Genomic DNA, 19,930 nt, shown 5'->3' with positions numbered 1-19,930 from the left:
CTGCGGCATGGTGGTCGTCTTCGTGCTCGTGGCGCTGCTCGTCCTGGCCTGCGTGGTGGCGGCCAACTGGTATCTGTGGCGGCGTCTGTTCCGTGACACGACGCGCGGTCCCGGCCCGGTGCGGCGCGCCGGCGCGGTCCTGATCGCCGGTGGCTGGCTGCTGGCGATCGCGGCTTTCGCCGGCACCCGTGCCGGCATCCCCTTCTGGCTCAAACGCGCCCTGGCCTGGCCCGGTTACCTCTGGCTGGCCCTGTCGCTCTACCTCCTCCTGGCCGTCCTGGCCACCGAGCCTCTGCGTCCCGTTCTGCACCGCCTCCTCGGCCGCTCGGCGGCACGGGACGCCGGACCGGGGCGCACGGAGCGGACGGACGCGGCCCGCGAGCCGGCCTCCGTCTCCGAACCGGCCTTTGAGGCGGGAGCCGGCTCCGGGACGGGACCCGCTGCCGAGGCAGGGTCGGGCTCCGGGCCCGCCGGGACGGAGTCCGGTCAGGCTCCGGCGCACGACGTCCGGGCGAAGTCCGGCGGTTGTGCCGTCGCCGAGGCGCAGGCCGTTTCCGAGGGGGCCGTTTCCGAGGAGGCCGTTTCCGGGGAGGCCGTCCCGGCCGGGGAGGAGCCGGCACGTCCTCAGGCGCTCACCCGGCGGCTGTTCGTGTCCCGGGTGATGGCCGGAGCCGCGGCGGCGGCCGCGGTGGGGACCGTCGGACACGGGACGTACGGCGTGCTGCGGGGACCGCGGGTGAAGAGGGTCACCGTGCCGCTGGCGAAGCTGCCGCGGGCCGCGCACGGCTTCCGGATCGCCGTGGTCAGCGACATCCACCTGGGCCCCGTCCTGGGGCGCGGCTTCGCGCAGAAGGTCGTCGACACGATCAACGCGACCCAGCCGGACCTCATCGCGGTCGTCGGGGACCTGGTGGACGGCAGCGTCAAGGACCTCGGACCGGCGGCGGCGCCGCTGGCGGGACTCCGGGCACGGCACGGGGCGTACTTCGTCACGGGCAACCACGAGTACTTCTCCGGCGCCGAGCAGTGGGTCGAGGAGGTACGGCGCCTCGGTCTGCTCCCCCTGGAGAACGCGCGCACCGAGCTGCCCGGCTTCGACCTGGCCGGCGTCAACGACATACGGGGCGAGCACGAGGGACAGGGCCCCGACTTCGAGCGGGCCCTCGGCGACCGGGATCCCGCACGCGCGTGCGTGCTGCTCGCCCACCAGCCGGTGCAGATACACGAGGCCGTCCGGTACGGCGTGGACCTCCAGCTGTCCGGCCACACCCACGGCGGCCAGCTCTGGCCCGGCACCTTCCTCGCGGCCGCCGCCAATCCGACCGTCGCGGGCCTGGAGCGCTACGGGGACACCCAGTTGTACGTCACGCAGGGCGCCGGCGCCTGGGGGCCGCCCACGCGCGTGGGCGCTCCCTCCGACATCACCGTCGTCGAACTCGCCTCGAAACAGGCCTGAGCGGGCCGTCAGGGGCGGCGGCCGAGCTCCGGCCGTTTGCTGTAGTCGGTGAAGCCCAGGATGTTGCCCCAGGGGTCGGCGATCTCGACGGTCCAGCCGGTCGCCCCCGGGGACGGCTCGTCGAGCAGGGCGATCCCGGCCGCCGTCAGCTCCCGCGCCGCCACCCGTGCGTCCGGCACCTCCAGCCACACCCGGGGCGAGGGCCACGGCGGCGTCCGGTGGCCGAGCGTGTCCTCCACGCGCAGCAGGAGCCCCGGCGTCTCGCCTCCCACCTTCAGCCCCGCGATCCCCGCCTCGTCCAGCCGGAACGCCACCGTGAACCCGGCCCGCTCGTAGAAACCGACGGCCTCGCCGAGATCCCCCACGGGCAGCAGCACATTGTCGAACCCGAGCAGCTCGTAGGACTCGTCATCTGACATGCCATCAGATTAGGCACCGGGGGTGCGGGGCGGGGGAGGCCGAGCGCGTCCGGGCCGCCCGGTCACTCGTTGGGGCGGCCCCCGCTGTCCTCCCTCCGACCGTGCTTCTGACCGTCCACCCCTGACGCGCCCTACGGCTACGACCCGCGGGGCCGTCCCTGCTCCGACAAGCCGAGGATCGTCGCGGGCGTTCTCCGGCTCTTCCCCGGAACCCTGGGCATCGGCCGCTTCCGCGCCGGCTCCGCGGGTGTGGGCATCGCCCGGCTCCTCACCTGCGGCGGTCCCGGCTTCCGGGCCCTGATCGACGGCATCGTCCTCCTGGCCGGCGACGACCGCACCGGCTCGAAGGGCCGGGTCCCGCGCGGCTGACGCGCTCGCGCGGCGGACAGGACACCGAGGGCCCCTTCCGGACGGGAAGGGGCCCTCGAGCGTCGTATGCGGCGCGGACGTCAGAGGCGGCGCGTGATCAGCGCCCGCTTCACCTCCGCGATCGCCTTCGTCACCTCGATGCCGCGGGGGCAGGCGTCGGTGCAGTTGAAGGTGGTGCGGCAGCGCCAGACGCCGTCCTTGTCGTTGAGGATCTCCAGACGCTCCTCGCCGGCCTCGTCACGGCTGTCGAAGATGAACCGGTGGGCGTTGACGATGGCCGCCGGGCCGAAGTACTGGCCGTCGTTCCAGAACACCGGGCAGGACGAGGTGCAGGCCGCGCACAGGATGCACTTCGTGGTGTCGTCGAAGCGCTCCCGGTCCTCCGGGGACTGCAGACGCTCGCGCGTGGGCTCGTTCGTCTCCTTCGTGATGAGGAAGGGCATGACGTCCCGGTACGCCTGGAAGAACGGCTCCATGTCCACGACCAGGTCCTTCAGGACCGTGAGGCCCTTGATGGGCTCGATCGTGATCGGCTTCTCGGGGTTGATGTCCTTGATCAGCGTCTTGCAGGCCAGGCGGTTCTTGCCGTTGATCCGCATGGCGTCCGAGCCGCAGATGCCGTGCGCACAGGAACGGCGGAAGGTCAGCGTGCCGTCGAGGTCCCACTTGATCTTGTGCAGACCGTCGAGGACGCGCTCCTTGGGGTCGATCTCCACCTGGAAGTCCTGCCAGGTCGCCTCCGCCGAGACCTCCGGGTTGAAGCGGCGGATGCGGAAGGTGACCGTGATGTAGGGGGACGCGGCCCGGCCCTCCGCCTCGGCTTTGTCCAGAACGGGGGTTGCCATCAGTACTTACGCTCCATCGGCTGGTAGCGGGTCTGCACGACCGGCTTGTAGTCGAGACGGATGGTTTCGGTCCCGTCGGCGCCGACTTCGCGGTACGCCATGGTGTGGCGCATGAAGTTGACGTCGTCGCGGTGGGGGTAGTCCTCGCGGTAGTGGCCGCCGCGGGACTCCTTGCGGGCCAGGGCGGAGACTGCCATGACCTCGGCCAGCTCCAGCAGGTTGCCCAGCTCGATGGCCTCCAGCAGGTCCGTGTTGAACCGCTTGCCCTTGTCCTGGATCGCCACGTTCTTGTAGCGCTTCCGGAGCTCGGTGATCTTCTCGATGGCCGTCTTGATCGTCTGCTCGGTGCGGAACACCATGACGTTGGCGTCCATGGTCTCCTGCAGCTCGCGGCGCAGCTCGGCCACCCGCTCGTTGCCGGTGGAGTTCCGCAGCCGCTCGACCTGCTCGACGACGTAGGACTCCGGGTTCTCCGGAAGCTCCACGAAGTCCGTCCGCTGCGCGTACTCCGCCGCCGCGATGCCCGCCCGCTTGCCGAACACGTTGATGTCCAGCAGCGAGTTGGTGCCCAGGCGGTTGGCTCCGTGCACGGACACGCAGGCGACCTCGCCGGCCGCGTACAGGCCCGGCACGATCGTGGTGTTGTCCGCGAGCACCTCGCCCCGGACGGTGGTGGGGATGCCGCCCATCGCGTAGTGCGCGGTCGGCTGGATCGGGATCGGGTCGGTGTACGGCTCGATGCCCAGGTAGGTCCGCGCGAACTCGGTGATGTCGGGCAGCTTGGCGTCCAGCTGCTCCGGCGGCAGGTGGGTCAGGTCCAGGTAGACGTGGTCGCCGTCGGGACCGCAGCCGCGGCCCTCGCGGATCTCGGTGTAGATCGCGCGGGAGACGACGTCACGGGAGGCGAGGTCCTTCATGACGGGGGCGTACTTCTCCATGAAGCGCTCGCCGTCCTTGTTGCGCAGGATGCCGCCCTCGCCGCGGGCGCCCTCGGTGAGCAGGATGCCCATGCGCCAGATGCCGGTCGGGTGGAACTGGAAGAACTCCATGTCCTCCAGCGGCAGCCCGCGCCGGAACACGGCCGCCTGGCCGTCACCGGTCAGGGTGTGCGCGTTCGACGTCACCTTGAAGAACTTGCCGCAGCCGCCGGAGGCGTAGATCACGGACTTCGCCTGGAAGACGTGGATCTCGCCGGTCGCCAGTTCGTACGCCACGACACCGGCCGACGTCTTGACGCCGTCGACCTCGGTGATCAGCTGGTCCAGGACGTAGAACTCGTTGAAGAACTCCACGCCCTGCTTGACGCAGTTCTGGTACAGCGTCTGGAGGATCATGTGACCGGTGCGGTCGGCCGCGTAGCAGGAGCGGCGGACCGGGGCCTCGCCGTGGTTGCGCGAGTGGCCGCCGAAGCGGCGCTGGTCGATGGTGCCCTCCGGGGTGCGGTTGAACGGCAGGCCCATCTTCTCCAGGTCGAGGACCGAGTCGATGGCCTCCTTCGCCAGGATCTCGGCGGCGTCCTGGTCGACCAGGTAGTCACCGCCCTTGACCGTGTCGAAGGTGTGCCACTCCCAGTTGTCCTCCTCCACATTGGCCAGCGCGGCGGCCATGCCGCCCTGCGCGGCGCCCGTGTGGGAGCGCGTGGGGTAGAGCTTGGTCAGGACCGCGGTGCGGCTGCGCTTGGTCGCCTCGATGGCGGCACGCATACCGGCGCCACCGGCGCCGACGATGACGGTGTCGTACTTGTGGATCTTCATCAGGAATACCTCGGTCCCGGGCCTAGCGGATGTTCGGGTCGAAGGTGAAGATCACCAGCGTGCCCAGCAGGATGGTCCACACCGTGGCGGTGTAGAGCAGGCCCTTCAGCCACAGTCGCGTGTTCGGGCGCTCCGCGTAGTCGTTGATGACCGTGCGCAGGCCGTTGCAGCCGTGCAGCATCGCCAGCCACAGCATCAGCAGGTCCCAGACCTGCCACCAGGGGGAGGCCCAGCGGCCCGCCACGAAGGCGAAGCCGATCCTGGAGACGCCGCCGTCCACGACGAGCTGGATCAGCAGGTGGCCGATGACGAGGACGACCAGGACGACGCCGGACAGCCGCATGAACAGCCAGCCGTACATCTCGAAGTTGCCCCGGGTCGAGCGCGGGGTCTTCTTGGTGCGCAGGCGCGGGGGCTCGATGAGGGGGGCGGGGTTGTCGACGCCGTAGCCGCCCTCGACGGGGCTGACGCCCGAGGCGTTGGTCTCGGTGGTGGACATGCGCATCAGCTCCCGAACACTTCTCGTGCGGCGTGGCCGAGGACGGGGTAGATCGCTCCGAGCATCAGCACGATCCAGATGCCGACCACGGTCCACAGCATCTGCTTCTGGTAGCGGGCGCCCTTGGCCCAGAAGTCGACGGCGATGACCCGCAGGCCGTTGAGCGCGTGGAAGAGGATGGCGGCGACCAGGCCGTACTCGAGCACGGCGACGATCGGCGACTTGTACGTGGCCACGACCGTGTCGTAGGCCTCGGGAGACACGCGGACGAGTGCGGTGTCCAGCACGTGAACGAACAGGAAGAAGAAAATGAGGACACCGGTGACTCGGTGAGCCACCCAGGACCACATTCCTTCCCGGCCGCGGTACAGCGTTCCAGCCGGCACGGAAGAACCCTCCGGAAGCGGGACTAGGGCCGCGCCGGCTTTTCTGTCGGTCGGGCCCGGCCGGGTACGGTCCACCGGCCCTCAGCATCGTAACCAGCCATTGCGGCGAGGCTCACAGGGGGCCCTCCCCCAGGCGATCGAACGTGTCCCCCGACAGGGCGCGTACGGGCCGGTGGAACGGCCGGGGGAGTGGGAGGTCCCGGAGAACGGCCATGGGGGCGGGACCCGCCCTCGGTGCGGGATCCGCGCTGCTCGCCGGGGGCGCGGGTCAGCCGTGGCTGGCCGCGTGGTTCCCCACGCCCCGCAGGGCGCGTCCCAGCCGGCCTCGGGCCAGGCGCCGGAGCTCCTCCGTCGCGACGAGCCGTTCCTCCTCCGGATCGTTCGCCAATCGTGACCGGACGGCCGCCAGGACCCGGTCCAGGGCCTCGTCCGGGGCGACGTCGTCCAGGCAGATGACGAAGCCGTGGCCGAAGCGGGCCTCGTAGGCGGCGTAGGCGGCGTTCAGGGCCGTGGAGGCGGCCGCGTACGTGCCCTCGGGAAGCGAGGGCAGCGGCTCCGCCGCCAGGGCTTCCGCCAGGTCCGCCGGGCTCAGGTCGTACGTCGCCTCGTCCGCCGCGGCCAGGAGGGACGGCAGATCCGGGTAGGGGCGGTGGGCGGTGATGCGATGGGCCCAGCGGGGGCTGTGCAGGCAGGTCAGAAGGGTGTGACGAGCCTCGGGAGCGGGTGCGGTGTTGAAGCGCTCCAGGTTCTGCGCGAGCAGCTTGGGTCCTCGGTCGGCAGGGTGTGGTAAGTGCAAGGCGCTGTAAGACTGTAAGAGTTGTGCCGTTACGTTATCGGGTGTGCTCATGATGTGTCCGGTGGGGGCGTGAATTTCACTCGAACGGGAGAGTTTGAAGACACCTGGTGGACACGGACGGAGTCGACGGGTCTTAAGTTGGCGACGTGAGCAAGCACAGGCGCCGGGCCCCGGCGCGGAGGTCGCCGCACGGGCGGGCAGTGGCGGGCGGCGCGTTCGCCGTGACGGTCGGACTGGGCGCCGCCCTGGGCGTGTGGATCTCCGCGGACGGGTCCTCGACGGGTTCCGGGCAGCGCGCGGAGGGCGCGCCCGCGGCAGCCCCCTCCCCGAGTCCCACCCGCAGCTACGCCCTGTCCCAGGCGCCGCGGACCATTCCCGCCGTGCGCTCCCACACCCCGGCCCGCGGCCCCGGCTGGCGCCCGGCCCGGGGCGGCCGGGTCGTGGTGGACCACGCCTCCCTGGCCGACGAGGGGAAGCTGATCGCGAGCGAACTGGGCCTGACGTACGCCGGGCGGAAGGACGACTCGCGCCCCGGGGACCTGCGGCTGGCGCTCGGCAAGGGCGGGAACCCGGAGTCGTACACCATGACCGTGCGCGACGGCCGGGTGACCATCAAGGGGCCCGCCGACGCGGGTGTCTTCTACGGCACCCGCACCCTGAAGCAGGCGGTGCGCGGCGGCGGTACGGCGCCCGAGGGCGTCGTGAACGACATGCCGGCCAAGCCGCGGCGCGGCTTCATGCTGGACATCGCCCGCAAGCCGTTCACGGCCGGCTGGATCGAGGACCGCATCCGCGAGCTGGGCGATCTGAAGTTCAACGAGCTGGGCCTGCACTTCTCCGACGACCAGGGCTTCCGCATCCAGTCCGACACGCACCCGGAGGTCGTCTCCCAGAGCCACCTCACCAAGGCCGAGGTCAAGCGGATCGTCGACCTCGCCGCCAGCCGGCACATCACCGTCGTCCCCGAGATCGACTCGCCCGGCCACCTGGGAGCGGTGCTCGCCGCCCATCCCGAGCTGCAGCTGCGCAACGCGCAGGGCGTGGCGACACGGGGGGCGATCGACATCTCCAAGGAGCAGGCCGCCCGGATCGTCGACGACCTGCTCGGTGAGTACGCGGGCCTCTTCCCCGGCGGCCAGTGGCACCTCGGCGGCGACGAGTACCAGGCGCTGACCGCGCGCGACCCCGAGGCGTCCTACCCGCAGCTGGCCGCCGCCGCGCGGAAGGCACACGGCCCCGGCGGCACCGTGGCCGACCTGGCGACGAGCTGGCTGAACGACCGCGCCGCCACCGTCCGCAGGAACAACCGCACCCCGCGCGCGTGGAACGACGGCTTCTTCCGGAACACCTCCGTGCGGCCCGCGGAGGACATCGTGACCGCCTACTGGACCGGCAAGGAGATAGGCGCCCGCCAGCCGGCCGAGTACCTCGCCGCCGGCCGTAAGGTGCTCAACTACAACGACGAGTTCCTGTACTACGTCCTCGGCGAGCCGAACAACTTCGTCTACCCGACCGGAGAGCGGATCTACGAACAGTGGACCCCGCGCGTGCTGCGGGGCACCCAGGCGGTGCCCGCACAGTACGACGCGCAGATCCTGGGCGGCTCGTTCGCCGTGTGGTGCGACCTCGCGAACTCCCAGACCCAGGACCAGGTGGCGGCCGGCATCCGCATGCCGCTGCGGGCGATGATCCAGAAGCTGTGGCACCCCGGCGAGCCGGAGATGTCCTGGACGGAGTTCAAGGCGCTGGCGAACCGGCTGGGCTGAACACGGCCCTCCGGTGACGCGACTGGCCGGAACCCCTTCGTCGGGCACGTGGCCGGAATCTTTTCCTCCGCTGTTATCGCCCTCCGTCTCGACTGTGCGTGATCGCCGTGTGACACTACCGGGCGATCGCACACCGTGAGGGAGAGTGCGGGCTCCGTAGGGACCGGGGCCCTGCGAGGAGGCGGAAATGAGCCTGGTGGAACTGATCGCGCAGGCCGACGAGCGCGGACTGGCCGCCAGCGGATTGGCTTGTTTGGATCGGTGCATACCACTGCTCGGCGGCGACGACGAGGTGCTGCGGCCGCTGTGGGGAAGCCTCGCCGACGGTTCCTCCGAGGGCGACTGGGCCGAACGGCTCCAGCAGGTGCGCGACGCGCTGGAGGCGGCCGACGGGGAGGCGGCCGCCGCGGGCGAGAACGCCGAGGACGAGGCCGCGCTGCTGGCCCGCCGGATGCTGGCCGCCGCACCGGCCACCCGGTCCGCTCCCGAGGTGCGGCAGTGGGCGGACGCCTGCTCGGTCGCCTCGCTCCAGATCCACCGGCTCCTCGACCCGGCCGAGGACACGACGCCGGTCGACTCCTGCCGCGAGGGCCGCGCGGAGGACGTGTCGCCGCTCGTCGCCGCCGAGCTGCGCCGGCAGATCACCGTCCTGGAACTGCTCGCCGGGCACGGCTCCGCCGGACTCCGCCAGGCGCTGGAGGTCTCCACCGAGGGGCGTCGCGTCCTGCGGGCGGTGGTGTCCCGCCGGGCCCGCAGCCGGGTGTGAGCCCGGACCGTGATCCGCGGAGGCCCCCGGGGGTGTGGTGCGGGGCCTTGCGCCGGTGCCGGGAGCGGTGGACCCCCGGTGGTGGGTGCCGCGTCCCTGCGTCCGGCGGACGCCCGAGGACCCGGCCGAGGCAGTCCGCTCGAGAACTCGGCCGAGGCGGCCCGGCGCCGCCGCGGGCCGTGGTCCGCGGCGGCCGTTTCCGCGGCTTCTGTGCCGGGACACCCCGGGCGGGCGGGGCCGAGCCGGGCGCAAAAGGCCGCTGACGAGCTGTGACGTTTCCGTGGAGGCCGACGCTGATGACCGTGGGGGACGTGGACACGACCGGACGCGCGAGGGTGCGCATGTCCGGGGACCCGCTACGGACGAGGACGGTTCTTGGGCCAGGGAGGGGAACCCCGCCGCGCGCAGGCGTACGACGGGGAACTGGGGGAGGCCGTCGCACGGGCCCAGGAAGGCGACGAGGAGGCCTTCGCGGTCGCGTACCGGATCGTGCAGCCCGGACTGCTCGGATATCTGCGCGGCCTCGTCGGGGACGACGCCGAGGACGTGGCGTCGGACGCCTGGCTGCAGATCGCCCGCGACCTCGGCCGGTTCCGGGGCGACGGGGCGGGCTTCCGCGGCTGGACGGCGACCATTGCCCGGCACCGGGCACTCGACCATCTGCGCCGGCAGCGTGCACGGCCACGGGGCGCCGCGCTCGAACAGGACGTCCTGGAGCTGCCCGGCCCGCACAGCACCCACGACCAGGCCCTGGAGTCCATCACCACCGAGCAGGCCCTCGCGCTTCTGGCGCGGTTGCCCCGCGACCAGGCCGAGGCCGTGCTGCTCCGGGTGGTCGTCGGCCTCGACGGCCCCGCCGCGGCGCGCGTCCTCGGCAAGCGGCCCGGCGCGGTGCGCACCGCCACTCACCGGGGACTGAAACGGCTGGCCCGGGAGCTCGGAGCGGAGGGCGGCGGAGAAGAACGAGAAGAGCAAGAAGAACGAGGAGAACGAGAAGCGCGAAGGGCCCGAGGGGGGAGAAGGGGCCGGCCGGCCCAGTAGGTCCCGCCGGAGCGGACCGCGGCGACAGCCGGGGCCGCCACCCCCCACAGGAGAGACCCCGGCTGCCGCGCGGTTGCGGGCCGTGCAGTGGCCCGTACTCCCTACAGCGCCGTACGTACGCTTTCCGTCACACCTCGCTCTCACCTTGTCCGGTTGCGCGTTGTACCGTCATGGGCGACAGACGGTTTCCGGTCCTGGCGTGCCGCCGCGCCGGGTGGGGGACCGGCATGAGCGCCGCGGACCGTCGGCGGCCGCACTGCCGCAACGATTCACTCGATCACTTGAGGAACCACGTGCTGGGGGACGACGCGGAGCTGACCGCCGCGGTGCTCGCGGCGCAGGACGGGGACGAGACCGCGTTCCGGACTGTGTACCGCGCCGTGCATCCGCGGCTGCTCGGATACGTACGCACGCTGGTCGGCGACTCGGACGCCGAGGACGTGGCGTCCGAGGCCTGGCTGCAGATCGCCCGCGACCTCGAGCGCTTCAGCGGGGACGCCGACCGCTTCCGCGGCTGGGCCGCCCGGATCGCCCGCAACCGCGCACTCGACCACATCCGTATGCGCGGACGCCGCCCCGTGATCGGCGGCGACGAAACGGAACTGGCCGGCAGGCCCGCGGAGTCCGACACCGCGGGCGAGGCCATGGAGGCGCTGGCCACCGGCAGCACCTTCTCGCTCATCGCCCGGCTCCCGCAGGACCAGGCCGAGGCCGTCGTGCTGCGGGTGGTCATGGGCCTGGACGCCAAGACCGCCGCCGAGACGCTCGGCAAGCGGCCCGGTGCCGTGCGCACGGCCGCGCACCGCGGTCTGAAACGGCTCGCGGAACTGCTCGGAGACGATCCGGAACTCCCCCGCACGCTCGACGCGTTGCCGCCGCAGCGACAACCACGGGGCCGGGCGGTGACGTCCCCTGGTGTGACGCATGTACGCGCCCGGACGCAGAAGGGCATGTGATGGCCGACGAGCAGTACAGGTGGCTGGACCGCGACACAGCGGAGCGGCTCCTGCGCGGAGAGCGCCTGGACACCGTCGACGCCAGCGTCCGTGACCAGGCCGAACGGCTCGCCGAGGCACTCGGGGCCCTCTCCGCCGAACTGTCCGCTCCCGCCCCGGCCGACGCCGAACTGCCCGGTGAGGCCGCCGCGCTGGCCGCCTTCCGTACGGCGCGCGCGGAGCAGGCGGCAAAGCGGGCCGGCGCACGGGCCGCGGCCCGTGACACGTCCGCCGGGCCCGCCGACGCGGGGCTCGTCCGCATCGGCACGTCCGTGCGCGATGTGCGGATCGCGGGCACGCGCGCGCGTGACGGGCGGGTGCGCTGGACCCGTCCGGTACGTCTCGCGCTGTCGGCCGTGCTGGCCGCCGGCGCGGTCGGCGGAGTCGCGACGGCGGCGGCCGGCGTGCTGCCGACGCCGTTCAAGGGCGGGGGGCAGCCCGTTCCCCGCGTTTCCGTTCCGGCCGGGGCGACCCCCGAACGCTCGCCGGGCTCGCCCTCGCCCGGCGGCACCACGGGCGGCGGTCCGGACACGGCGGCGCCCGGCGGCGCCACGGCCGGCTCCTCGGACGCCGACGCCCAGGACGCCATGGGCGACTCCGCCGCCGGCTCCGGTGCCGCGTCCGGCGGCACCCCTGGCCACGACTCCTCCACCGCGGGCCCCGGTGACCCCCGGGACGGCACCGCGGGCAGGCAGGACCGGCTGGTCTCGGCCTGCCGCGATCTGCGCGGCGGCAGAGACCTGGACGCCGAGCGCAAACACGCCCTGAAGGAGGCGGCCGGCGGGTCCGCGCATGTGCGGAAGTACTGCAAGGGCGTCCTGAAGTCGGCCGACGGCCGGACCGGTGACACCGACGGCAAGAACCGGGACAAGGACCACGGCGGCCAGGGCAAGCAGGGCAAGAAGGACAAGCAGGGCGAGCAGGGCGATCAGGGAGGCGGCGGCCGGGGCGGCCAGGGCGACGACGAGGGCGGCCGCGGAGGCGGCCCCGGGGACAGCCGCACGGACGGCCACGGAGGCGGCAAGGGCAGGCAGCGGGGCGGCCACGAAGGCGGCCGTCACCGCCACAAGGACGTGGCCCTCGCGCCCGCGGCTCCTGCCCTGCGGTTGTCCGTCCCCCGGTGACCCCCTGTGACCTGCGGTTTCATCATTCGTGAAACTTTCTCCCGGCAAGGTGTGACGTTTTCGGCGTCCGCGGCGCAGTAAGGAGTGAGCCGACTGGTCATCGGCTGTCGCACCGAGCCGGGGTTCCCCCCGTACCCGCGGCTCGTGCATTGGCGCGGGTGGGACACGTTCCCCCGGTCCCGCCCGCGCCCTGTTCCCCCGCTGTCGCCCTCACCGGTGCACGACGACCTTGTCGCCGACCCGCACCTGTGCGAACAGCCGGGCGATGGCCTCCTCGTCCCGTACGTTGACGCACCCGTGCGAACCGCCCGCATAGCCGCGGGCCGCGAAGTCGTAGGAGTAGTGCACGGCCTGGCCGCCGCTGAAGAACAAGGCGTACGGCATCGGGGCGTGATAGAGCGTCGACACGTGGTGCCGTGATTTCCAGTAGATGCGGAACACGCCCTCCCGGGTGGGCGTGGACGAGGTGCCGAACCGCACCGCCATCGTCGAGACCGTCCGCCCGTCGACCATCCAGCGCAGGGTCCGGCTGGTCTTGTCGATGCACAGCACCCGGCTGGTCAGACAGCGCGGGTCGGGCGGGCCGGCCGGCTGCCCGCCCATCCGGTACAGCTCCCACGTGCCCGGCTCCCGTGTCATCCGCAGCAGCCGCTGCCAGGTGACCGTGTCGGTCCGCCCGGTCCGCGGCAGTCCGCGCTTGCCCTGGAAACCCCTGACGGCCCGTTCCGTCAGATCGTCGTAGAACCCGGTGGGGCCGTCGGACAGCCAGCCGATCTGGCGCAGCCGGGCCTGGAGTTCCCGTACCCCGAGGCCGCTGTCGCCGGGGGACCACAGAACCCGCGCGACGGTGCGGGGCGAGGCCGGGTCCGGGTTCCCGGCCGCCCCCGTGTCCCCGCCGGGGCCGGCGGGAGGCCGGGAGGACGGGACCTCGATGCGCACCGGGGAGCGGTACGTGCCGTCCGGGCCCGGGGGCTGCACCGTGCAGCCGTGCACCGCGGCCAGTGCCGCGGCCGCGGCGACGGCGGCGACCGCTCTCCTCGTGCCCCCGGTTCTCCTCGTCCCCCCGGTCCGCATGGCGCCCCCCCGCCGCCTCACCGGTGTCCGTCTCCACGGTGTCCGTCCTCAGCGGTACACCGGATGTCTCCCCACACATGACGGATGGCGAACCACGGGGCAGGGTGGGAGGCGGACGACACGAGGACGGACAGGCGGGAACGGGCCATCGGGAGCTCATCGGGAGCTCGTCGGGAGCCCGTCGGGCTGTGAGCAAGGTCCCAGCGTGGGGCGCTCCACCCGGAGCACGGCCGCCGCTACAGTCCGTGGCGAGGTCGGCCGGACCGGTGAGCAACTGATGAGCGACTGACGGGCAAGCGGGAACACCAGGACGGGGAGGCACACCATGGCGCGCGAGTCGGAGTCCGGACTGCCCATCGAGCCGGTCTACGGGCCGGACGCCCTCAAGGACTGGGACCCGGCGGAGAAGCTGGGGGAGCCGGGGGCGTACCCGTTCACCCGCGGTGTGTACCCCACGATGTACACCGGCCGTCCCTGGACCATGCGCCAGTACGCCGGCTTCGGTACGGCCACGGAGTCCAACGCCCGCTACAAGCAGCTGATCGAGGCGGGCACGATGGGCCTGTCCGTCGCCTTCGACCTGCCCACCCAGATGGGGCACGACTCCGACGCGCCGATCGCGCACGGCGAGGTCGGCAAGGTGGGCGTGGCCATCGACTCCCTCGACGACATGCGGGTGCTGTTCGACGGGATCCCGCTGGGCAAGGTGTCGACGTCGATGACGATCAACGCCCCGGCCGCACTGCTGCTGCTCCTGTACCAGCTGGTGGCGGAGGAGCAAGGTGTGGCGGCGGACCAGCTCACGGGCACGATCCAGAACGATGTGCTCAAGGAGTACATCGCGCGCGGGACGTACATCTTCCCGCCCAAGCCCTCGCTGCGGCTGATCGCGGACATCTTCAAGTACTGCCGGGCCGAGATCCCGCGGTGGAACACCATCTCGATCTCCGGCTACCACATGGCCGAGGCCGGTGCCTCGCCCGCGCAGGAGATCGCCTTCACGCTGGCGAACGGCATCGAGTACGTGCGCACGGCGGTCGCGGCCGGCATGGACGTCGACGACTTCGCGCCCCGCCTGTCCTTCTTCTTCGTCGCCCGGACCACGATCCTGGAGGAGGTCGCCAAGTTCCGCGCGGCCCGTCGGATCTGGGCGCGGGTGATGAAGGAGGAGTTCGGCGCGCGGAACCCCAAGTCGATGATGCTGCGCTTCCACACGCAGACGGCGGGGGTGCAGCTGACGGCCCAGCAGCCGGAGGTGAACCTGGTCCGTGTCGCCATCCAGGGCCTGGCGGCCGTGCTCGGCGGCACCCAGTCGCTGCACACCAACGCCTTCGACGAGGCGATCGCGCTGCCCACGGACAAGTCCGCGCGGCTGGCCCTGCGCACGCAGCAGGTCCTGGCCCACGAGACCGATGTGACCGCCACCGTCGACCCCTTCGCCGGGTCGTACGCCGTCGAGAGGATGACCGACGACGTCGAGGAGGCCGCGCTGGAGCTGATGCGGAAGGTCGAGGAGCTCGGCGGCGCGGTCAACGCCATCGAGCGCGGCTTCCAGAAGCAGGAGATCGAGCGCAACGCCTACCGCATCGCCCAGGAGACCGACTCCGGCGAGCGTGTGGTCGTCGGCGTCAACCGCTTCCAGCTCGACGAGGAGGAGCCGTACGAGCCGCTCCGCGTCGACCCGGCCATCGAGGCCCGCCAGGCCGAACGCCTGGCCAGGCTGCGTGCCGAGCGCGACCGGACGGCGGTCGACACGGCCCTGTCCGCCCTGAGGAAGGCCGCCGCGGGCGAGGACAACGTCCTGTACCCGATGAAGGAGGCCTTGCGGGCGCGGGCGACGGTGGGCGAGGTGTGCAACGCGCTGCGGGAGGTCTGGGGCACCCACGTGCCGAACGACACGTTCTGACCCATGCCGGGCGACGCGTTCCGAAAAGGCCGTGGCCGCCCGCCCTGGGGACGGCCACGGACCCTGCCCGGGGCCGGTTGCCCGGCGGCTTCGGCGGCCTGGGCGGCTTCGGCGGACCGTGCCGTGCCGCAGCGCGTACGGCTCCTTGTGCCCTTGTGAGGAGACGGCGCGGGGAGACGGCGTCCTTGTGAGGAAACGGCAGGTCTGCGGCGGCCCCGGCAGGGGAGCCCGGAACCGGAGGCCGTACCCCCCGTGCGACACTCCTTGCCATGTTCGGCGTCGTGCATCTGCCCACCTACCTGGCGGGACTCGTGTTCATCGTCCTGCTGCCCGGGCCCAACTCGCTCTATGTGCTGTCCGTCGCCGCCCGGCGGGGCATCCGCGCCGGGTACACGGCCGCGGCGGGGGTCTGGTGCGGGGACACCGTGCTCATGACGCTGGGGGCGGCCGGGGCCGCCTCCCTGCTGAAGGCGAACCCCGTGCTGTTCGGCATCGTGAGGTACGCCGGCGCCGGATATCTGGCGTGGATCGCGATCGGGATGCTGCGGGCCGCCCGGGAGATGTGGCGCACCCGCCGGGAGCGGGTCCTCGAAGAAGAGGAGACGAGGGCCACCGGGCAGGCCGCAGGGGAGCGGCCGTTCCGCCGGGCGCTGGTCATCAGCCTGGTCAATCCCAAGGCGATCCTGTTCGTCGTCGCCTTCTTCGTGCAGTTCGTCGATCCGGCCTACGCCTACCCGGCCCTCTCCTTCGTCATCCTCGGCGCCCTCCTCCAGCTGGCCAGCTTCCTCTACCTCAGCGTCCTGATCTTCAGTGGCACGAGGCTCGCCGCCGCCTTCCGCCGCCGCAGAGCCCTGTCGGCGGGGGCGACCTCGGCGGCGGGCGCCCTGTTCCTGGGCTTCGCGGTGAAGCTGTCGCTGGCGAGCGCGTGACCGTGTGACCGCGCGAGCATGACCGTGTGACCGCGTGACCGTGTGACCGCGGGGGTCGCCCGGACCAGCGGCGGCAATGTCCCGGGGCCGGGCCGACGAGAGCCGGGGTCTCCTCGCGCTCCAGGCCGGGCACCAGGCGGCCGACCACGGCCAGGGGGACGCGGTTGCTGTTCGGGCAGGGCTTGAGACGCTCCATACCAGCACGGTGAGCCGGACGCCTGCGTCCGCCGCCTTGCTCCGCGCCTCCGAGCAGCCGGCGGGGCCGTCGGATGGGGCTTGAAGACCACGGACCGGTGCCCGGCGCGCACGGCTCCGGTGAGCATGCGGATGCGGAGGTCCTCCTCCCGCGCGCTCAGAACCCTCCCGCCGGCCCTGGCCGGAACCGGCGTCCGCGTCACCGTCTGCGACATCGGCCCGAGCCGGCTGATTGCCCACGCCTCCCCGCGGGCCCAGGGCTTTCTGTCCGGGGTGACGGGCACGGCCCGCGGTGTGCTCCGTCTCGCCCGGACGGCCCACGCCGGCTGACGGAACCGGGCCGGCCGTGCCCAGGGGCCTTCGACCCGTCCGGCGCACCGGCGCCACGGCCGCCCGGAGCGGGCCGCGGCGGTACGGAGACCGTCCGGAAGACGAACAGCGCGCGCGTGGGGGGAGCGGGGCGTGGTATGCGTGGAGAGAAGCACACACGGGGCGGGTGCCAGGGATGTGACGCATGTCGCGTTCCCGGGGATTCCGTGATCCGCTCGGCCAGTCAAGACGGGCGAGTTTACCCATCCCAGCCAACAGTTATGCGCCGGGCGGCCAACTTTTTTCCCTCTGTGGGGTTGAACTTTTGCTGATCGTGGGTCGGTCGACCGCCTCGGCGTCCTACCCTTCAAAGGGTGAAACAGCTGATGTCCCCAGAGTCCGAGGTCGATTTCCCCGCCGATGTCATGGCGGACGCCCTTCCCGGCACCCTGCCGGAGGCGCTGTACGCCGAGCTCGTCGCGTTCCGGCGCGACTTGCACATGCACCCGGAGCTCGGCAACCAGGAGTTCCGCACCACCGCCGCGATCAAGGCGCGGCTGGAGAAAGCCGGGCTCGCACCGCGGGTGCTTCCGGCCGGCACCGGACTCGTCTGCGACATCGGCGCGGACTCCGAGGGGCCGGACGGCGCCTCGGGGATGCTCGCCCTGCGCGCCGACATCGACGCCCTCCCCATCCCCGACACCAAGAGCGAGTGCCCGTACCGCTCCACCGTCCCCGACCGTGCCCACGCCTGCGGACACGACGTGCACACCACCGTCGTGCTCGGCGCCGGGCTGGTGCTCGCCGATCTGCACCGGCAGGGCCTGCTGCCCCGGCCCGTGCGGCTGATCTTCCAGCCCGCCGAGGAGGTGCTGCCCGGCGGGGCCGGCGAAGTCATCAAGAGCGGAGCGCTGGAGGGCGTCGGCCGGATCATCGCCGTGCACTGCGACCCCCGGGTCGACGCCGGCCGGATCGGGCTGCGCCAGGGACCCATCACCTCCGCCTGCGACCGGCTGGAGATCCAGCTGGACGGCCCCGGCGGACACACCGCCCGGCCGCATCTGACCACGGACCTGGTCACCGCGGCCGCCCGGGTCGCCACCGAGGTGCCCGCGCTCGTCGGCCGCCGGGTCGACACCCGCGCCGGGCTCGCCGTGACCTGGGGCCGGATCGAGTCCGGGCACGCCCCGAACGTCATTCCGCAGCACGCCGAACTCGCCGGGACCGTCCGCTGCCTGGACATCCGCGCCTGGCGGCAGGCCCCCGACATCGTGGTCGCCGCGATCGACGAGGTCGCCAACCTGTACAAGGCCAAGTCCGAGATCACCTATGTGCGCGGTGTGCCGCCGGTCGTCAACGAACCGGAGACGACCGAGCTGCTGCGCGACGCCATGGTCGTCCGGCGCGGGATGTCCTCGGTCGAGGACACCGAGCAGAGCCTCGGCGGCGAGGACTTCTCCTGGTACCTGGAGCACGTGCCCGGCGCGATGGCCCGTCTCGGGGTGCGCACCCCGGGCGAGCGGACCGTGCGCGACCTGCACCAGGGGGACTTCGACGCCGACGAGTCCGCCATCAGGGTGGGCGTGGAGCTGTTCACCGCGGCCGCCCTGCTGCACCCGACGCGCTGAACAGCCGCCGGCGCAGGGGCACCCGCGCCCGACCGGTGCCGCCCTGCCCGGTCGCCTTGCCGGGGTGCTCCGTCCCGAGGTGCTCCACCGGGCTGGGCCACCCCGCTCTCCGTCCCCGGGCCGTATGTCGCCGCCGCCCGCTGCCGCCCGTCGATCCGGTGCGGCACCACGGCGGCGACCCGGTCCTCCACGAGGAGCGGGCCCGGCACGGGTGATGTCCCTCACCAACGGCGTTCCGGCAGGCCCCTCGGCACATCCACCGGAGACACCCGCCGGAGACACCCGCCGGAGACGCCCGCCGAAGACCCGCTCCACCCCCGTCCGCCCCTTGCCTTGAGCGAGGGAAGTACTGCGGTCCGTGAGGGTGGTCTGCGATGTGGCCACAGCTCGATAACGGACCGGACAGAAGGGTTTTTACGTCAGGTCTACGCGCGTTACGCTGCGGCGCAATCAGCGCCTGGACTGGGCGCTTGCACGAAGGAGTCTCATTCCATGCGCCGGTTGTCCCGTATCGCGGTCGCGGGCGTCGCGACCGCTGCCCTCGCCGTCAGTGTTTCCGCCTGTGGCAGCAGCTCGACCAGCTCGTCCTCCTCCGCCGGTAACGGCAAGAGCAAGGGCATCGGGCTCGCCTACGACATCGGCGGCAAGGGCGACCAGTCCTTCAACGACGCCGCGTACGCGGGCCTCCAGCGGGCCAAGAAGGAGCTGGGCATCGACGGCCGGGACGTCGAGCCGCAGGAGGGCGAGTCGAACGCCGACAAGGTGCAGCGTCTGGAGACGCTGGCCAAGCAGGGCTACAACCCGGTGATCGGCGTCGGCTACGTCTACTCGGAGGCCATCAAGGAAGTCGCGCCCAAGTTCCCGAAGACGACCTTCGGCATCATCGACGACGAGTCGGTGAAGGCCGACAACGTCGCCGACCTCGTCTTTCATGAGGAGGAGGCGTCCTACCTGGCCGGTGTCGCGGCGGCCAAGGCCAGCAAGAAGAACCACATCGGCTTCATCGGCGGGGTGGACGTTCCGCTGATCCGCAAGTTCGAGGCGGGCTTCGTCCAGGGTGCCCAGTCGGTCAACCCGAAGATCAAGATCGAGAAGCAGTACCTGACGCAGACCGCGGAGGAGGGCGGCTTCAACAGCCCCGACAAGGGCGAGAACGCCGCGAAGGGCCAGATCGACGCGGGTGCCGACGTCGTCTACCACGCGGCCGGCCTGTCCGGTCAGGGTGTCATCAAGGCCGCCGCCGAGCGCAAGGTGTGGGCGATCGGCGTCGACTCCGACCAGTACAAGCAGGACGCCCTGGCCACGTACAAGGACTACATCCTCACCTCGGCCCTGAAGAACGTCTCGGGCGCGGTCTTCGACCTCGCCAAGTCGGTCAAGGACGGCAAGCCGCTGTCCGGTGTGGTCCGCGGCTCCCTCGCCAACGGCGGTGTGAGCCTCGCCGACTCCAACCCCGCCTTCAAGAGCAACGCCGACCTCCAGGCCGCGCTCAAGAAGGCCGAGGAGGGCATCAAGAACGGCTCGATCAAGGTCAAGACCTCCTGACCCACGAGACCGTGGGCCTGTCGTCAGGCATGGCCGGACGACGCTGCGACGGCAGCGTCACGGCCGCGCGGGCGGGGTGCGGACCGCGCGAGGTCCCGCACCCCGCCCACGCGGCAGAATGCTCGGAC

19 protein-coding genes and 1 pseudogene are annotated in these 19,930 nt (G+C 72.0%); 12 read left to right on the top strand and 8 right to left on the bottom strand.

The window, feature by feature from the left end; all coding sequences use genetic code 11:
* The first annotated feature begins 7 nt into the window (after positions 1-7).
* A complete protein-coding gene (locus ABD224_RS15465; protein ID WP_344050146.1) occupies positions 8-1,456 on the top strand; it encodes a metallophosphoesterase in 1,449 nt (482 codons plus the stop codon).
* Between the two features lie 8 nt (positions 1,457-1,464).
* On the opposite strand, the gene ABD224_RS15460 is transcribed toward ABD224_RS15465, so the two are convergent.
* On the bottom strand, positions 1,465-1,875 hold the full coding sequence (locus ABD224_RS15460) for a VOC family protein (RefSeq protein ID WP_344050145.1): 411 nt from the start codon (positions 1,873-1,875) through the stop codon (positions 1,465-1,467).
* A gap of 177 nt (positions 1,876-2,052) precedes the next feature.
* Between ABD224_RS15460 and ABD224_RS15455 the strand changes: the two genes are divergently transcribed.
* On the top strand, positions 2,053-2,244 hold the full coding sequence (locus tag ABD224_RS15455) for a TM2 domain-containing protein (protein ID WP_344050176.1): 192 nt from the start codon (positions 2,053-2,055) through the stop codon (positions 2,242-2,244).
* A gap of 80 nt (positions 2,245-2,324) precedes the next feature.
* Here ABD224_RS15455 and ABD224_RS15450 read toward each other — a convergent pair whose 3' ends face one another.
* The 5 genes from ABD224_RS15450 to ABD224_RS15430 form a co-directional block, all read right to left on the bottom strand.
* Complete coding sequence (locus ABD224_RS15450) at positions 2,325-3,089, bottom strand: succinate dehydrogenase iron-sulfur subunit (protein WP_344050144.1); 765 nt, start codon at positions 3,087-3,089, stop codon at positions 2,325-2,327.
* Positions 3,089-4,843: a succinate dehydrogenase flavoprotein subunit gene (sdhA, locus tag ABD224_RS15445; protein ID WP_344050143.1), complete on the bottom strand. Its 1,755-nt coding sequence runs from the start codon at positions 4,841-4,843 to the stop codon at positions 3,089-3,091. Before sdhA ends, ABD224_RS15450 begins: the two co-directional genes overlap by 1 nt.
* A gap of 22 nt (positions 4,844-4,865) precedes the next feature.
* Positions 4,866-5,342 carry a succinate dehydrogenase hydrophobic membrane anchor subunit gene (locus tag ABD224_RS15440; protein ID WP_344050142.1) on the bottom strand — a complete coding sequence of 159 codons (477 nt, stop codon included), beginning with the start codon at positions 5,340-5,342 and terminating at the stop codon, positions 4,866-4,868.
* Positions 5,343-5,347: 5 nt separating this feature from the next.
* Positions 5,348-5,728 carry a succinate dehydrogenase, cytochrome b556 subunit gene (sdhC, locus tag ABD224_RS15435; protein ID WP_079129723.1) on the bottom strand — a complete coding sequence of 127 codons (381 nt, stop codon included), beginning with the start codon at positions 5,726-5,728 and terminating at the stop codon, positions 5,348-5,350.
* A gap of 268 nt (positions 5,729-5,996) precedes the next feature.
* The gene (locus ABD224_RS15430) at positions 5,997-6,524 is read right to left on the bottom strand and encodes a 2-oxo-4-hydroxy-4-carboxy-5-ureidoimidazoline decarboxylase (RefSeq protein WP_344050141.1); all 528 of its coding nucleotides are present in this window, start codon (positions 6,522-6,524) and stop codon (positions 5,997-5,999) included.
* Positions 6,525-6,670: 146 nt separating this feature from the next.
* Between ABD224_RS15430 and ABD224_RS15425 the strand changes: the two genes are divergently transcribed.
* The 5 genes from ABD224_RS15425 to ABD224_RS15405 all read left to right on the top strand — a co-directional run bounded on the left by ABD224_RS15425 (position 6,671) and on the right by ABD224_RS15405 (position 12,216).
* Positions 6,671-8,290, top strand: a complete 1,620-nt coding sequence (locus ABD224_RS15425) for a beta-N-acetylhexosaminidase (protein WP_344050140.1) — start codon at positions 6,671-6,673, stop codon at positions 8,288-8,290.
* 187 nt (positions 8,291-8,477) lie between these two features.
* Complete coding sequence (locus ABD224_RS15420) at positions 8,478-9,056, top strand: hypothetical protein (protein ID WP_344050139.1); 579 nt, start codon at positions 8,478-8,480, stop codon at positions 9,054-9,056.
* 375 nt (positions 9,057-9,431) lie between these two features.
* Positions 9,432-10,097, top strand: a complete 666-nt coding sequence (locus ABD224_RS15415) for an RNA polymerase sigma factor (protein ID WP_344050138.1) — start codon at positions 9,432-9,434, stop codon at positions 10,095-10,097.
* 293 nt (positions 10,098-10,390) lie between these two features.
* The gene (locus ABD224_RS15410; protein ID WP_344050174.1) at positions 10,391-11,053 is read left to right on the top strand and encodes an RNA polymerase sigma factor; all 663 of its coding nucleotides are present in this window, start codon (positions 10,391-10,393) and stop codon (positions 11,051-11,053) included.
* Complete coding sequence (locus ABD224_RS15405; RefSeq protein ID WP_344050137.1) at positions 11,053-12,216, top strand: extensin; 1,164 nt, start codon at positions 11,053-11,055, stop codon at positions 12,214-12,216. Before ABD224_RS15410 ends, ABD224_RS15405 begins: the two co-directional genes overlap by 1 nt.
* A gap of 210 nt (positions 12,217-12,426) precedes the next feature.
* Here the strand turns inward: ABD224_RS15405 and ABD224_RS15400 are convergent, their stop codons facing one another.
* Complete coding sequence (locus ABD224_RS15400) at positions 12,427-13,290, bottom strand: L,D-transpeptidase family protein (protein ID WP_344050136.1); 864 nt, start codon at positions 13,288-13,290, stop codon at positions 12,427-12,429.
* 325 nt (positions 13,291-13,615) lie between these two features.
* Between ABD224_RS15400 and ABD224_RS15395 the strand changes: the two genes are divergently transcribed.
* A complete protein-coding gene (locus ABD224_RS15395; protein ID WP_344050135.1) occupies positions 13,616-15,196 on the top strand; it encodes an acyl-CoA mutase large subunit family protein in 1,581 nt (526 codons plus the stop codon).
* A 269-nt stretch (positions 15,197-15,465) separates the two neighbouring features.
* Positions 15,466-16,125 (top strand): leucine efflux protein LeuE, encoded by a 660-nt coding sequence (gene leuE / locus ABD224_RS15390; protein WP_344050134.1) that lies wholly within the window; start codon positions 15,466-15,468, stop codon positions 16,123-16,125.
* 56 nt (positions 16,126-16,181) lie between these two features.
* Here leuE and ABD224_RS15385 read toward each other — a convergent pair.
* Positions 16,182-16,484, bottom strand: a pseudogene (locus ABD224_RS15385) (hypothetical protein); the annotation flags it as partial.
* Here ABD224_RS15385 and ABD224_RS15380 point away from each other — a divergent pair.
* The 3 genes from ABD224_RS15380 (at position 16,453) to ABD224_RS15370 (ending at position 19,802) form a co-directional block, all read left to right on the top strand.
* Positions 16,453-16,650, top strand: coding sequence for a hypothetical protein (locus ABD224_RS15380; protein ID WP_344050180.1), 198 nt, complete (start codon positions 16,453-16,455; stop codon positions 16,648-16,650). The pseudogene ABD224_RS15385 and the gene ABD224_RS15380 overlap by 32 nt on opposite strands.
* Positions 16,651-17,015: 365 nt before the next feature.
* A complete protein-coding gene (locus tag ABD224_RS15375) occupies positions 17,016-18,257 on the top strand; it encodes a M20 family metallopeptidase (RefSeq protein ID WP_344050173.1) in 1,242 nt (413 codons plus the stop codon).
* Positions 18,258-18,749: 492 nt separating this feature from the next.
* Complete coding sequence (locus tag ABD224_RS15370; protein WP_344050133.1) at positions 18,750-19,802, top strand: BMP family lipoprotein; 1,053 nt, start codon at positions 18,750-18,752, stop codon at positions 19,800-19,802.
* Positions 19,803-19,930 lie beyond the last annotated feature (128 nt).

Source organism: Streptomyces thermoalcalitolerans (assembly GCF_039525155.1).
GTDB lineage: Bacteria > Actinomycetota > Actinomycetes > Streptomycetales > Streptomycetaceae > Streptomyces > Streptomyces thermovulgaris.
The sequence above is the reverse complement of the archived record's forward strand: the minus strand, read 5'-3'. Positions and strand labels throughout refer to the sequence as shown.